This window comes from Streptomyces sp. NPDC047061 (assembly GCF_040643955.1).
Lineage (GTDB): Bacteria > Actinomycetota > Actinomycetes > Streptomycetales > Streptomycetaceae > Streptomyces.
This window is the reverse complement of sequence record NZ_JBEYVI010000015.1, coordinates 51,278-65,415: the sequence shown is the minus strand read 5'-3', so window position 1 is coordinate 65,415 and position 14,138 is coordinate 51,278. Positions and strand designations below refer to the sequence as shown.

General features: G+C 71.0%; 11 protein-coding genes. 3 read left to right on the top strand and 8 right to left on the bottom strand.

The genetic code is table 11. The annotated features are described in order from the left end of the window. The 4 genes from ABZ887_RS22385 to ABZ887_RS22370 are packed head-to-tail and all read right to left on the bottom strand — an operon-like array spanning window position 1 to window position 5,922. Window positions 1-2,745 carry an alpha-mannosidase gene (locus ABZ887_RS22385; RefSeq protein WP_361292069.1) on the bottom strand — a complete coding sequence of 915 codons (2,745 nt, stop codon included), beginning with the start codon at window positions 2,743-2,745 and terminating at the stop codon, window positions 1-3. Window positions 2,746-2,778: 33 nt separating this feature from the next. Then, the gene (locus tag ABZ887_RS22380) at window positions 2,779-3,585 is read right to left on the bottom strand and encodes a carbohydrate ABC transporter permease (protein WP_361292309.1); all 807 of its coding nucleotides are present in this window, start codon (window positions 3,583-3,585) and stop codon (window positions 2,779-2,781) included. Window positions 3,586-3,632: 47 nt separating this feature from the next. Further along, window positions 3,633-4,580, bottom strand: coding sequence for a sugar ABC transporter permease (locus ABZ887_RS22375; RefSeq protein ID WP_361292067.1), 948 nt, complete (start codon window positions 4,578-4,580; stop codon window positions 3,633-3,635). 7 nt (window positions 4,581-4,587) lie between these two features. Further along, a complete protein-coding gene (locus tag ABZ887_RS22370) occupies window positions 4,588-5,922 on the bottom strand; it encodes an ABC transporter substrate-binding protein (RefSeq protein WP_361292065.1) in 1,335 nt (444 codons plus the stop codon). 268 nt (window positions 5,923-6,190) lie between these two features. Between ABZ887_RS22370 and ABZ887_RS22365 the strand changes: the two genes are divergently transcribed. Continuing rightward, window positions 6,191-7,192, top strand: a complete 1,002-nt coding sequence (locus ABZ887_RS22365) for a LacI family DNA-binding transcriptional regulator (protein WP_361292063.1) — start codon at window positions 6,191-6,193, stop codon at window positions 7,190-7,192. 80 nt (window positions 7,193-7,272) lie between these two features. On the opposite strand, the gene ABZ887_RS22360 is transcribed toward ABZ887_RS22365, so the two are convergent. Further along, on the bottom strand, window positions 7,273-9,471 hold the full coding sequence (locus ABZ887_RS22360; RefSeq protein WP_361292061.1) for a DEAD/DEAH box helicase: 2,199 nt from the start codon (window positions 9,469-9,471) through the stop codon (window positions 7,273-7,275). Between the two features lie 281 nt (window positions 9,472-9,752). Here ABZ887_RS22360 and ABZ887_RS22355 point away from each other — a divergent pair, with 281 nt between their 5' ends. Then, a complete protein-coding gene (locus ABZ887_RS22355; RefSeq protein ID WP_361292059.1) occupies window positions 9,753-10,334 on the top strand; it encodes a Uma2 family endonuclease in 582 nt (193 codons plus the stop codon). Between the two features lie 110 nt (window positions 10,335-10,444). Here ABZ887_RS22355 and ychF read toward each other — a convergent pair whose 3' ends face one another. Then, window positions 10,445-11,533 carry a redox-regulated ATPase YchF gene (ychF, locus tag ABZ887_RS22350; protein WP_361292057.1) on the bottom strand — a complete coding sequence of 363 codons (1,089 nt, stop codon included), beginning with the start codon at window positions 11,531-11,533 and terminating at the stop codon, window positions 10,445-10,447. 199 nt (window positions 11,534-11,732) lie between these two features. On the opposite strand from ychF, the gene ABZ887_RS22345 reads away from it, so the two are divergent. Next, window positions 11,733-12,266: a DUF6542 domain-containing protein gene (locus ABZ887_RS22345; protein WP_361292055.1), complete on the top strand. Its 534-nt coding sequence runs from the start codon at window positions 11,733-11,735 to the stop codon at window positions 12,264-12,266. A 42-nt stretch (window positions 12,267-12,308) separates the two neighbouring features. Here the strand turns inward: ABZ887_RS22345 and ppgK are convergent, their stop codons facing one another. Both ppgK and ABZ887_RS22335 read right to left on the bottom strand, forming a co-directional pair. Then, window positions 12,309-13,058: a polyphosphate--glucose phosphotransferase gene (gene ppgK, locus ABZ887_RS22340; RefSeq protein ID WP_361292053.1), complete on the bottom strand. Its 750-nt coding sequence runs from the start codon at window positions 13,056-13,058 to the stop codon at window positions 12,309-12,311. 60 nt (window positions 13,059-13,118) lie between these two features. Beyond that, on the bottom strand, window positions 13,119-14,132 hold the full coding sequence (locus ABZ887_RS22335; protein WP_361292051.1) for a 4-hydroxy-3-methylbut-2-enyl diphosphate reductase: 1,014 nt from the start codon (window positions 14,130-14,132) through the stop codon (window positions 13,119-13,121). Between the last annotated feature and the right edge of the window lie 6 nt (window positions 14,133-14,138).

Genomic DNA, 14,138 nt, shown 5'->3' with positions numbered 1-14,138 from the left:
CTACCTGCGGAGCACCACCGTGCGGATCTCCCAGGGCCCGAGGACGAGGTCGAGTCCGTCCCGCACCGGTTCGGCGGCGAGCGGCCGACCGAGCAGGTCGACCGTGGTCGCCTCGCTGAACGCACCGGTCACGCGGACGGCCGTCGCGGTGTCCCGCATCGCGGCCAGCCGGACCTCGGTGCCGGGCCCGTGCTCGGGGTCGGTGACGCGGCGGATGCACGACACGTGCACGTCCCGGCCGTCGACCTGGACGCCGTGCGCGTCCGCGGGCAGCGGGCCGCCGGCGGGCGCGGTGCCGCGGGTGACGAGGCAGTCGCCCCGGAACTCCTCCGCCAGGGCGACGGCGTTCGCGCCCTGCCAGCCGGCCGCCCAGGGCAGCACCGCGAACCGGTTCTCGATGCGCATGCCCAGGTCCTGGGCGCCCGGGGCGGGGATCTCGCTCGCCGCGGGCTCGTCGCGCAGGGGGTGGATGTTCACGCTGATGGAGCCGATGGCGCGCAGCAGGGTGAGGGCGAGTGCGGAGCCGTCGTCGACGAGTTCGTACTCGGCGGAGTGGTCGAGCAGGACGGTGGCCGGGCCCGCCGCCACGAAGGTGCTCGCCGGGAAGGTCGGGAGCGGGTACTCGCCCCAGCCGCCCTCGGCGGTCAGGCCGCGCTCGGTGACGGCGAACTGCCCGGCCGACGCGGAGCCGGTGACGGGCACGGGCAGCGGGACGTGCAGGCGCAGCCGGTGGTCGGCGGACCGGTTCAGGAACGCGGTGGAGACCCGGACGAAGGGCTCGCCCGCCCGGACCTCCACCAGCATCTCCACGGGGGTCGGGACGGTACGGCCGCCGCGCCGGTCCCGGTCGCCGTCGGCGAGCGCTTCCGGCCACTCGTAGACGCGGGTGACGCGCAGCCGGGCCCGCAGCGGGCCGCTTTCGAGGAGTTCGACGCCGACGCGGGTCGGCTCGGACACCAGGACGTCGTGGGCCGGCGGGGCGTAGTTGTAGCTGTCGCCGCGGTCGCCGCCGTCGACCAGGCGGCCGACGCCGGACAGGACGGTGCCGTCGACGCCGGTCACGTCCAGGGTGCCGTCGGCGGCGACGGCGACCTTGACCAGGCCGTTGGAGAGGGTGTCCGCCGTCGCCGTCGCGCCCGGCGTCACGGGGGCGGCGGGCGTCGCGGGGGCGGCGGGCCGGTCCCCCGCCGCGACCCGGAAGGCGGCCAGCCCGGCGGCCGGGACGGGCACCGCCACCAGCGCGGTGGCCCGGGCCTGGGCCAGGGTCCGTACCCGCCACTCCCCCGGGTGCGCCGCGGCCGCGGCGGCGACCTCGCCGCGCAGGGTCATCAGGTCGAACGGGCCGTCCGGGACCTCGGCGAGGTGGAAGACCAGGGAGTTCGGGGTGAGTTCATAGCCGTTGATCAGCAGGCCGAACAGCTCGCGGCGGTGGATCCGGCGCAGGACGCGTTCCAGCCGGCCGGCGTCGAGCCGCTCGTCGCTGAGGACGGTGGGGGCCTGGGAGACCAGCTGCACGGGGTGCGCCGCGCCGTCGGCGGTGGTCGCGACCAGCGTGCTGCCCTCCGGGGCGGCCACCACGTCCACCTCGACCAGTGCGGTGCGCGGCGCCGGCAGCGGGTTGGCGACCAGGTAGGCGTCGGCGGGCACCCCGGCGGCGGGCTCGGCGAGGGCCGCGTCCCGGACCGCGCGGGCGGTCTGCGCGGCCTCGGCGAGACGGGCCGCGACCTGGTCGCAGGTCTCGTCGGTGCCGGAACCGACCACGGAGTCGTGCGCGGTGGACTCGATGATCTTGTGCCAGGCGAGGGCGAGGAAGTTGGCGTCGTCGCGGCGGGACCACAGGGCGTTCATCCGCTCGGCGTGGTCGACGGTCCGCTCGGCGGCGGCCATCCGCTGCTTGAGCCCGAGCCGCACCGACAGCACGCCCGGCAGGATGTTGCCCCGTACGTGACTGCGCAGCTCACCGGTGACGACGGCGGTCACCTCGTCCCGCGGGTGCCCCCGGATGTACTCGTCGAGCGTCGCGACGGTGATCGGCCGCTCCTCGCCGGACGCCTTCCGCAGCCACTCCCCGAGGAGCGGGTCGGGCGCGTTGTGGTCGGTGCCGGCCATGGCGAGCAGCGGGTCGCCGCCCCAGCGTCCGGCGGTCATCTCGGCGTACTCGCCGAGCGCGTGCCGGATCCGGTCGGGCACCAGCAGGACGTCGAGGCCGTTGTCGTAGCCGTCGAAGAGGAACTCGGTGCGTACCTCGGAGCCGTCGGGCGCGCGCCAGCGGAAGGCGTGCCCGTCGACCGTGCCGGGCACCCCGCGCCACAGCGCCGCGTGCTCGATGCCGGCGCGCGCCAGGATCTGCGGCATCTGCGCGATGTGGCCGAACATGTCCGGCAGATAGCCGACCGGCATCGCGCCCCCGAGGCGTTCCGCGGCGGCCCACCCCATCTGCAGGTTGCGGACGACGGTCTCGCCGGAGCAGAGGAACTCGTCGAGCAGGACCAGCCACGGCCCGACAGCCAGCCGGCCCTCGCGGACCAGGGCCGCGACCCGGTCACGGTTCTCGGGCCGCATCTCCAGGTAGTCCTCGACCGCGGCCATCTGCCCGTCGACGGTGAACCGGAAGTCCGGGTCGGCCTCGGCCGTCTCCAGCACGGTGTCGAGGGCGGTGACGAGGCGGTGCCGGAACACCTGGAACGGCTCGTACCACTCCCGGTCCCAGTGGAAGTGGGGCACGAACACGGCGGAGTCGGTCATGGAGGGAGACACCTTCTGTGCGTGGGGGGGGCGTCACTTGAGCGAGCCGGCGGCGAGGCCGGTGCGCCAGAACCGCTGGAGGAGGATGAACACGACGATCACCGGCAGGATCGACACCAGCGAGCCGGTGATGATGGACTGCTGGAGCAGCGGGGCGCGGGCGGTCTGGCCGTTCCACTCGTACAGGCCGAGGGTGATCGGGAAGAGGGACTCCTTCTGCAGCATCACCATCGGCAGGAAGAAGTTGTTCCAGATGGCCACGAACTGGAACAGGAAGATGGTCACCAGGGCCGGGGTCATCAGCCGGAACCCCACCGAGAAGAAGATCCGGAACTCACCCGCCCCGTCCAGCCGCGCCGACTCGATCAGCTCCTGCGGCACGGACGCGTTGGCGAAGATCCGCGCCAGGTAGACGCCGAACGGGCTGACGATGCTGGGCAGGAACACCGCGAGGTAGGTGTTGACCAGCCCGGTAGCCGAGAACAGCAGGAACAGCGGCAGGGCGAGCGCGGTCGTGGGCACCAGGACGCCACCGAGGATGACGGAGAACAGGAACTCCCGGCCGCGGAAGGCGAACTTGGCGAGGGCGTAGCCGCACAGCGCGGAGATCAGGGTGCCCACGGCCGCGCCCAGCACCGCGTAGAGGACGGTGTTGAGGGCCCAGCGGCCGAAGATGCCGTCGCTTCGGGTGAACAGGGTGTGCAGGTTCTCGAACAGGTTGAAGTGCGAGAACACCAGCCCGTTGGTGGCGGCGAGGTCGCCCTGCGGCTTGGTCGAGGCGACGACCAGGAAGTACACCGGCAGCAGGAAGTAGACGGCCAGGAGCAGCATCAGCCCCATGGCGGCCGTACGGCTGACCCGGCTCTCGCGGTTGCTGGTCGGTGTGCTCACAGTCCGGCCTTCTTCGAGGTCAGTCGCATGAACCCGAAGCTCAAGACGAAGGTGATGACGGCGATGACGACGGAGATGGCCGCTGCCTGCTGGTAGTTGTTCCCGGAGGCCACCGTGTAGGCGAGCATGTTCGGGGTGAACGTGCTGGAGATGTTCGAGGAGATCTGCCGCAGCACGGCCGGTTCGGCGTACAGCTGGAGCGTGCCGATGATCGAGAAGACGGTGGTCAGGACGATCGACGGGGCGATGATCGGCACCTTGATCCGCCAGGCGATGGCCCAGTTGGAGGCGCCGTCGAGCTTCGCGGCCTCGTAGAGCTCCTGCGGGATCGACTGCAGCGCCGAGAACATGATCAGCATGTTGTAGCCGGTCCACAGCCAGGTGGAGACGTTCGCGGCCGACCACAGCACGGCACCCGGGCCGAGGAAGTCGGGGTGCAGCCCGACGCCGTTCAGCAGGTCGACGACCGGGCTGAGCTGGGGCGAGTAGAGGTACGACCACATGATCGCGGCGATCACGCCGGGTACCGCGTACGGCATGAACGCGACGATGCGGAAGAACCCCTTGGCCCGCAGCAGGGGCGTGTCGAGCAGCAGCGCGATGATCAGGGCCACGAACAGCATGACCGGCACCTGCACCACGCCGAACAGCCCGATGCGGCCGATGCTGGACCAGAACTCGTGGTTCTGGAACACCTGCCCGTACTGCTCGAAGCCGCCGAAGGTGGTGTACGACGTCCCGTACTGGCCGCCGGAGCGGCGCACGACGCGGAAGCTCTGCCAGAGGGCGTAGCCGACCGGCACCAGGTAGAACAGCAGGAACGGCAGGAAGAACGGGGTCACGAAGGCGGCGACGGTGCCCGCCCGGGGGCCGCCGCCGTTCGGGCGACGGCGGCCTCCGGGCGTGGTTCGCACGCCGGCCGAGCGGGTTGCGAGGTCGGTCATCGAACGGTCACTTGCCCGCCGTCGCCGGGATCGCCTGGTCCTTCATCGACTTCAGCGCGGCGGCCTGGGCGGTCGCGAGCGCGTCGTCGAGGGTGCCGCTGCCGGCCGCGGCCTTGGCCATGGCGTCCTGGAGGGCCAGGTTCACGGTCTTCTGCGTGGGGCCCCAGGCGAAGCTGGTGTCGATCTTCTTGGAGGCGTCGGCGAAGACGTCGAAGATCTTCTGGTTGTTGTAGTACGGCACGCCCTGCTTCAGCGCGGGCAGGTCCAGGCCCGCGGTGGCCGCCGGGTAGAGGCCGCCCAGCTTGTTCTCCAGCGCCAGGGCGTCCGGGTCGGAGTTCAGCCAGGTGTTGAACTCGACCGACTCGTAGAGGTGCTTGCTTCCCTTCATGAACGCGACGGTCGAGCCGCCCCAGTCACCGGAGGAGCCGTTCGCGCCCCACGTCGGCATCGGGACGATGGTCCACTTCCCGGCCTGCTTGGGCAGGTTGTCGCGGAACATGCTGTAGCCCCAGGCGGCGCCGACGTAGGTGGCGAGCTGGTCCTTCTGGTACGCCGCGTACATCTGGGTCGAGCCGTGGGCGAGGTCGGTGCGCACGACCTTCTCGGAGATCAGCTTCTGCCAGTAGTCGGCGACCTGCTTGCTCTGCGCCGAGTCGACGCTGACCTGCCACTTGTCGCCGGAGTAGCCGTACATCTTGGCGTCGTTCTGCCAGAGGAGCCCGTTGAACCACTCGGCGTTGTTCGGGTCGAAGAACGTGATGTCGAGGTTCGGGTCCGCCTTGTGCAGCTTCCCGGCGGCCGTCGCGTACTCGTCCCAGGTGGTGGGCACGGCAACGTTGTACTTCTTGAACAGGTCGCTGCGGACGTAGAGCGCCATCGGCCCGGTGTCCTGCGGGATCGCGAACACGCCGGTGCCGCCGAAGCTGGTCTGCGACCAGGTCCACGGCACGAACTTCGACTCGGCCGCGGTGGCCGCCTTGCAGGCGGAGGCGTCCACGAAGGCGCTCTGGGTGCGCAGGTTCGGGAGTTCGTCGTAGCCGACCTGGGCGAGGTCCGGGGCCTTGTCCGCCTTGAGGGCGTTGCCGAGGGTGCCGTACTGGTCGTTGGAGATGTTCTTCGTCTCGACCTGGACGTTCGAATGCTGCTTGTTCCACAGGTCGACGACCTTGTCCATGCCCGGAACGGTGTTCCAGTACTGGAGGGTGACCTTGCCCTTCGCGGGCTCGCAGGAGGATGCGGACGCCTTGTCCGACGAGCCGGACGAGGAACACCCGGCGAGTACGACGATGCCGGCCGTGGCGGCTGCGACGGCGAGGCGGGTACGCGTGACTGTGCTGGTCATGTCTTCCGTTCCAGAGAACGCCTGGCGAAGGTGGTCAGGCGGGTCGACGTTGACTCCTGGAGGCGGCTGCCTTCTGGTGGGAACTGGTTGGAACAAGGGTCCGTGAGCGGTAACGTGAGCGCTCACGGGAGCGGTAACGGGAAGTTGATTGGGAGTGTGTGCTCCGGTCCGCCGGAGTGTCAAGGCTCATGACGTCGGACCCGGGCATACTCGGTGTCCCTGCGACGCGGGCGCGTCGGCAATTTCACGGATTTCGCGGAGGTGAGCGATGGCGTCGTCGGGGACCGGACCCCGCAGGGTGACGATCGACGATGTGGCCGAGGCCGCCGGGGTGTCCCGGCAGACCGTGTCACGGGCCCTCAACGACAAGGGCGAGATCGGCGTCTCCACGAAGCAACGGGTCCTGGACGCGGCCCTCGCGCTGGGGTACCGGCCGAGCCGGTTCGCCAGGGGGCTGGTGCGGCAGGACACGTTCAGCGTCGGCCTGGTCATCCCCGACCTGCTCAACCCGTTCTTCACCGAGGTCGCCGCCGCCGCGCTGGACGCGGCCCGGGGACGCGGCTGGCACGTCGTCGTGTACGACACCGGCGACCGGGTCGAGGAGGAGCGCGGCACCCTGGAGGTGATCGCCTCCCAGGTGGACGCGGTGGTGGGCTACCTGAGCCTGCCGGAGGACGAGATCGCGCGGCTCACCCGTGGGCTCCCCGTCGTCCTCATCGACCGCAAGCACCGCACGGAACGCTTCAGTTCGATCCTGATCGACGGCGAGGCGGGCGTGCACGCGGCGATACGGCACCTGACCGGGGCCGGGCACCGGCACATCGGCATGCTCGACCACGCGGAACGCTCCGAGCCGAGCATCCGGCACGAGTGGTTCGACGCCGCGATGTCCGCGTGCGGGCTGGACTCCGGTTCGGTGGCCCGCGCGGACCAGAGCGTCGAGGGCGGTGAGCGGGCGCTCCAGGAACTCCTCGCCCGGCACCCGGATCTGACCGCCGTGTTCACGTTCAACGACATCATCGCGATAGGCGCGTTGCGCGCTGCGCGCCGGCTCGGCCGGCAGGTCCCCCGGGACCTCGCCCTGATCGGCTTCGACGGCCTCGGCCTCGGCACGCTGGTCGAACCGCAGCTGACCACGGTGGCCCTGGACACCCGCCGCCTCGGCGCCCTCGCCGTCGAACAGGCGGCCCGCCTGCTGACCGGCACCGGCCCCCTGCCCGAGGACCAGCTGAAGGTGAGGGCGGAGTTGCGGGTGCGGGAGTCGGCGTAGGGGGCCTGGCTCGGGGCTCGGGGCTCGACGGTGACGGATCCGGAGCTCCGCGTTCTCCCGTCGAGGTGTCAGGCGTGGTGTCAGGCGTCGGCTCTCTCGACGGGGTCCGGGGCCGTTCCCTCGACGCCGCCCAGGGCCCTCATGCCCAGACGCGCCTGTTCCTCCTCGACGATCCGGCGGGCCAGTTCGGTGTCCGAGACGTCGACCGCGTCCGGAGTGGCCTCGGCCACCGCGCTGCGGCGGGCGTAGGCGTCGAACAGGCGGGTCTTCCGCTCCAGCATCTTCACCAGACGCTCGTCCACTCCCCCGGTGGCGAGCAGGCGGTGCACCCGGACCGGTCTGACCTGGCCCATGCGGTGGGCCCGGGCGACCGCCTGGTGTTCGATGGTCGGCTTGATCTGCGGTTCGCAGATGACGACGACGGAGGCGGCCTGCATGTTGAGGCCGACGCCCGCCGCCTGGATCTGCGCCAGCAGCACCGCGGCGCCCGGGGCGGCGGCGAAGTCGTCGACGAGCTGCTGCCGGCGTGCGGCCGGGACGGCGCCGGTGAGCGGGCCGAAGACCGTGGTGCCGGTGGCGAGCGCCTCCTCGACCACGCGCAGGACGTCCTTGAAGTTGGAGAAGACCACCGTCTTCTGCCCGTTCTCGCCGGACTCCTCGACGATCTCCCGGAGCCGCTCCAGCTTGGCCGACTCCTCGGGGCGCAGGTAGGCGGCCCTGCGCATCGCCATGAAGTTACCGGCGCGTACGGCGTCGCGGTACGCCTCCTCGTCCGACGCGCTCAGCTCCTCCCACTCGTCGGTGTGCTGGAGGCTGGGGAGCTCCGCCAGCACGTCCCGCTGGTTGCGCCGCAGGTAGACGGGGGCGACGGCCTTGCGGAAGGCGACCGATCCGGCCAGGGCGTCACCGTCGTCCAGGGACTCCGCGACGCCGCGGTCGAGCATGCCGACCAGGTTGCGGAACTCCGCGACCCGGTTCTCCATCGGGGTGCCGGTCATGAAGAGGGTGCGCTCGCAGCGCTCCGCCCACCGGGCCACCGCCTGGGACCGCTTGGCCTTCGGGTTCTTCACCGAGTGCGCCTCGTCGACCACGAACAGGCCGACCTCGCCGCCGCCCGGTTCGGGAAACCCGCGCAGCGCGTCGAACGTGGTCACCGCGACCCCGCCCCGCTCCTGCCAGTCGGCGAACGCGTCGCGCCGGTCGGGGCCGTGCAGGAGCAGCACGCGCAGGGCGCTGCGGGCCTCGATCTCCCGCGTCCAGTTCACGAGGACGCTCGCCGGGCACACCACCATGAAGTGGCTCTGCCCCTCGGCGGCCAGGTGGGCCAGCACGGCGATCGCCTGGATGGTCTTCCCGAGGCCCATCTCGTCGCCGAGGATCACCTTGCGCTGCACAAGGGCGAACCGGGCGCCGAACGCCTGGTAGCCACGCAGGGAGACCCGCCGGTGGGAGTCGTCGAGGTGCTGGGTCCGGACCCGCTCGGCGATCTCGTCCGGCAGGAAGCCCTCGGCGGCGGCCGTGTCGGGCGCCGCGCCGGAGATCTCGGCGAGGAGGCTGTAGTACTCGGCGGACCGGAGTTCGAAGTCCGCCCAGGCGGCGAGGTCGGACGACGGCCCCCGGAGCAGGTCCACCGAGGCCTGCGCGAAGAGTTCGGGCAGCCGCCCCCGGTCCGCCTCGTCCACCAGCGGACCGAGTTCGGCGACCGCCGCCAGCGCGCGGGCCTTCCGCTCCCGGCCGGCCAGGAGCATCCGCAGCCGCCCGGCGGCCGGCCCGGCGTCGGCCAGCAGCGGCTCCAGGCGTTCGGCCACAGCACCGGCCCGGTCGACGGCGCGCCGGGCGTCCGGGCCGGCCTCCACGAGTACGTGCAGCGCCCTGACGAGCGCGGTGGTGGCCGGCTCGGGCCGGTCCACGTCGATGTGGACGGCCACGGTCTCGTGCACGGCCTCGGAGAGCCGGCGGGCCGCGGCGAGCATCTGGTCGACGGTGCGCTGCCCGACGCCGGGGATCTGCCGCAGCCGGTAAGGGCCCGCGTCGAGCACCGCGCCCACCGTCCGCAGTCCGCTCTGCTCGACGCCGCCGAGCCGCAGCCGCCCTTCGGTGACGTCCTGCAGCCGGGCGACCGGGATGGCGTCGAGCTCCCGCTGCGCCGCGGCGTCGTGGATCGGCGCCAGTGCAGCCCGTACCGCTTCGACGGCCCCGCCGTGGTCCCCGACCACGTTCCGGGCCGCCTCGTGCAGTCGCGCTCCCCTCGCGACCAGGTCCCGCTCCGCCCGCCCCACACGCCCCGCCCCTCACTCGCCGTTCCGGCATCCTCCCACCAGGCACCGACACCCTCGACGGGACGGGAGCGTCGCGTGGGTGTGGTACCGCGGCCGGAGCGAGTGGGCTGCCACGGCCGGCATGCGCACCCGGCCCACCGGCCCCAGGTCACTGCCCGGACGGACCGCCGGGCCACGAGGCGGGGAGCCGTGTGCCGTGGGTCGTCCCCCATGCCCGGGTGTCGGGTGAAGGCAGATGTGATCTCGTGGCCCCGGCGGTGCGGGATCGCTACGGTTGAGCCATGACCGCACTGCCCGACTGGATGCGCCCACCGCGCGTGGAAGGCTGGTTCGCGGAGGACCTGGACCGCCTCCCCGAGGCACCCCGCCACACCGAGCTGATCGACGGAGCCCTCGTCTTCATGCTGTCGCCTCAGCGGTGGTGGCACGGCCACCTCGTCACCATGCTCACCGTCGCCCTCATGGAGCAGGCTCCCGCCGATGTCAGGGTCGGCCGCGAGATGACCATAAAGCTGGACGAGCGAAACCGGCCCGAGCCCGATCTGCTGTTGACGACCGCCCATTACGACGGCGACCGTACCTGGTTCGCGCCGGACGAGGTACGACTCGTCATCGAAGTCGTCTCACCCGAGTCCGCACACCGGGACCGCACGGTCAAGCTCCGCAAGTACGCCGAGGCGGGCATCCCGCACTACTGGTGCATCGAGGAAGAGGACGGCGCCCCCGTCGTGCACGCCTACGAACTCGACGAACCGACCGGAGCCTACGCACCCGCAGGCATCTTCCGCGGCACGCTGAAGCGCCCGGTGCCTTTCGAGATCAGCCTGGATCTCGACAAACTCACCCCGCCTCGGGGCAATTAGGAATCGGCACCACATCAGCACGGGAACACCGAAGGGGCCGGGCTCACCAGAGCCCGGCCCCTTCCGACCTGCGCACTTGGCGAGGCTCCTGACGTGCTGTAATGCACCGATCACACGTTGAACCGGAACTCCACCACGTCCCCGTCCTGCATCACGTAGTCCTTGCCCTCCATGCGGGCCTTGCCCTTGGCGCGGGCCTCGGGGACCGAGCCGGTTTCGACCAGGTCGGCGAAGGAGATGACCTCGGCCTTGATGAAGCCCTTCTGGAAGTCGGTGTGGATGACACCGGCCGCCTCGGGGGCCGTGGCGCCCTTCTTGATGGTCCAGGCGCGGGATTCCTTGGGGCCGGCCGTGAGGTAGGTCTGCAGGCCGAGGGTGTCGAAGCCGACGCGGGCGAGGGTGGCGAGGCCGGGCTCCTCGGCGCCGACCGACTCCAGGAGCTCCAGGGCGTCCTCCTCGTCGAGCTCGGCGAGGTCCTGCTCCAGCTTGGCGTTGAGGAAGATCGCCTCGGCGGGGGCGACCAGGGCGCGCTGCTCGGTCTTGAAGTCCTCGTCGACCAGCTCGTCCTCGTCGACGTTGAAGACGTAGAGGAACGGCTTGGTGGTGAGGAGGTGGAGGTCGTGCAGGAGTTCGGCGCGGTCCGAGCCCTGGACGATGCCGTGGGAGAAGAGCGTGTCGCCCTTCTCCAGGATCTCCTTGGCCTCCTCGACGGCCTTGACCTTCGGGGCCACGTCCTTCTTGATGCGCGACTCCTTCTGGAGGCGCGGGAGGACCTTCTCGATCGTCTGGAGGTCGGCGAGGATCAGCTCGGTGTTGATCGTCTCGATGTCGTCCTTCGGCGAGACCTTGCCGTCGACGTGTACGACGTTCTCGTCCTTGAAGGCGCGGATGACCTGGCAGATCGCGTCGGACTCACGGATGTTCGCGAGGAACTTGTTGCCCAGGCCCTCACCCTCCGAGGCGCCGCGCACGATGCCCGCGATGTCGACGAAGTCGACCGTCGCGGGGAGGATGCGGTCGGAGGAGAAGATCGAGGCCAGCTGGGCCAGGCGGGCGTCGGGGACGCCGACGACACCCACGTTGGGCTCGATCGTGGCGAACGGGTAGTTGGCCGCCAGCACGTCGTTCTTGGTCAGGGCGTTGAACAGGGTCGACTTGCCGACATTGGGCAGGCCGACGATTCCGATCGTGAGCGACACGTTGCGACTTCCCGTAGTGAGAGGGTGAGCGGGCCAGGGGCTGCTGCCCGTGCCGGCGGGCCGGCCGATCCACCAGTTTACGGGGTTCGGTGCCCCCGGCCGGCGGCCGCGTCGAACACCTGGCCAAGCTCTCCTCTTCGGCTTGGTTTCGGCGTGTCTGGGCCCCGACTGGGCACATTAACCGACCTAAGTTGGTCCGATGGAGCAACGCAGGACCCGCCCCCGCCAGCCCGGACCGCGCCGGGGCGCCCCCCGTGCGCCGCTGCCGCCGCAGGCGAGACGGCGGCCGGGGACGCCCGAGCGCCGGCCCGCTCCGGGAAGGTCGCGTCCGGCGCCGGTGGCGGGACCCGCGCGGCTGCCGGGTCCACGGCTCACGGGGCTCGGCTGCGGCCTCTTCTGCATGGCCGCGATGTTCCTGCTCGGCTTCCTCGACGACCTGCTGTTCGGGGCGTCCCTGACCGTGTACGGCGTGCTGTTCCTGCCGGTGTCCGCGCTGAGCGCGCTGTGGGTGCGCGGGGGCGATCTGCTGACCGCCCCCGTCGTCGTCCCGATCGCCTTCGCCGTGGGTCTGCTGGCCGTCGCCGACGGCGGCGGCGGTTTCCTGGGCGGGGTGATGGGCCTGGTGACGGCCCTGTCCACGCAGGCCGGCTGGCTCTACGGCGGAACGCTGATCGCCGGGGTGATCGTCATCGTCCGCCGGATCCGGATGGTCCGGCGCCGCCGCAGAGCCTGACCACGGGCCGCGGGCCGTGGTGGCCGCTACCTGGCCAGGCGGCTACTTGGCGTGGTGGGCCGCGCGCATCGCCGCGCCCACGATCCCCGCGTTGTTCTGCAGCTGGGCCGGGACGATCTCGGCCTTGACGCCCTGGATGAACGGCAGGAACTTGTCGGCCTTGCGGCTCACCCCGCCGCCGATGATGAACAGGTCCGGGGTGAAGAGCATCTCGACATGCGCCAGGTACTTCTCGACCCGGCCCGCCCACTGCTCCCAGCTGAGGTCATGGTCCTCCTTGACCTTGCTGGACGCCTTCTTCTCCGCGTCGTGGCCGTCCAGCTCCAGGTGTCCCAGCTCGGTGTTGGGGACCAGCTCGCCGTCGACGAACAGGGCGCTGCCGATGCCGGTGCCGAAGGTGAGCAGGATGACCACGCCCTTACGGTCCCGGCCGGCGCCGAACTCCATCTCGGCCACGCCGGCCGCGTCCGCGTCGTTCACCACGGTCACCGGGAGACCGCCGAGCCGCTCGCTGAACAGCGTGCGCGCGTCGGTGTCGATCCAGCTCTTGTCGACGTTCGCCGCCGTGCGGATGTGAGTGCCGTCGGTGATCACGCCGGGGAAGGTGAGCCCGACCGGGCCGCTCCAGCCGAAGTGGTCGACCACCTGCTTGACCCCGTCGGCGACGCTGTCGGGCGTCGCCGGGTGCGGGGTCAGCACCTTGCACCGCTCCTGGGCCAGGTCGCCCTTGTCCAGGTCCACGGGAGCGCCCTTGATCCCGGAACCACCGATGTCCACGCCGAAGATCTGCATGGCTACACGTTACGTCGTACGACTGACAGTCACGACGCCGGAGGACTGTACGGACGGTCCTTACGCCCCGGCGCCGGTGCCGCCGCGCTCGGCGACCAGGGTGGCCGCCTCTTCGCGCAGGTCACGGCGGAGTTCCTTGGGAAGGGAGAAGGTGATGGACTCCTCGGCCGCCTTGACGATCTCGACGTCTCCGTAGCCGCGCTCGGCGAGCCACTCCAGGACCTGCTCGACGAGCACCTCGGGCACGGAGGCACCGGAGGTGACGCCGACGGTCGTCACGCCCTCCAGCCAGGCCTCGTCGATCTCGTCGGCGAAGTCGACCAGGTAGGCCTCGCGGGAGCCGGCCAGCTTGGCGACCTCGACGAGCCGCTTGGAGTTGGAGGAGTTGCGGGAGCCGACCACGATGACCAGTTCGGCCTCGGCGCCCATCTGCTTCACGGCGAGCTGGCGGTTCTGCGTGGCGTAGCAGATGTCGTCGCTGGGCGGCGAGATCAGCTGCGGGAACTTCTCCTTCAGCGCGTCGACGGTCTCCATGGTCTCGTCGACGGAGAGGGTGGTCTGGGAGAGCCAGACAACCTTGGACTCGTCGCGGACCTCGACCTTGGCGACGTCGGCCGGGCCGTCCACCAGCTGGATGTGGTCGGGGGCCTCGCCGGAGGTGCCGATGACCTCCTCGTGGCCCTCGTGGCCGATCAGGAGGATGTCGTAGTCCTCGTTCGCGAAGCGGACTGCTTCCTTGTGGACCTTGGTGACCAGCGGGCAGGTCGCGTCGATGGTGGCGAGGCGGCCGCGCTCGGCCTCCTCGTGGACGACGGGGGCGACGCCGTGCGCGGAGAACATCACGATGTTCCCCGGCGGGACCTCCTCGGTCCGCTCGACGAAGATCGCGCCCTTCTTCTCCAGGGTCTGCACGACGTACTTGTTGTGGACGATCTCGTGCCGGACATAGATCGGGGCCCCGTACTGTTCCAGGGCCTTCTCGACGGCGATCACGGCGCGGTCCACACCCGCGCAGTAGCCACGGGGGGCGGCGAGCAGGACACGGCGGCCAGGCGAAGCAGTCATGGCACCCATCGTAAG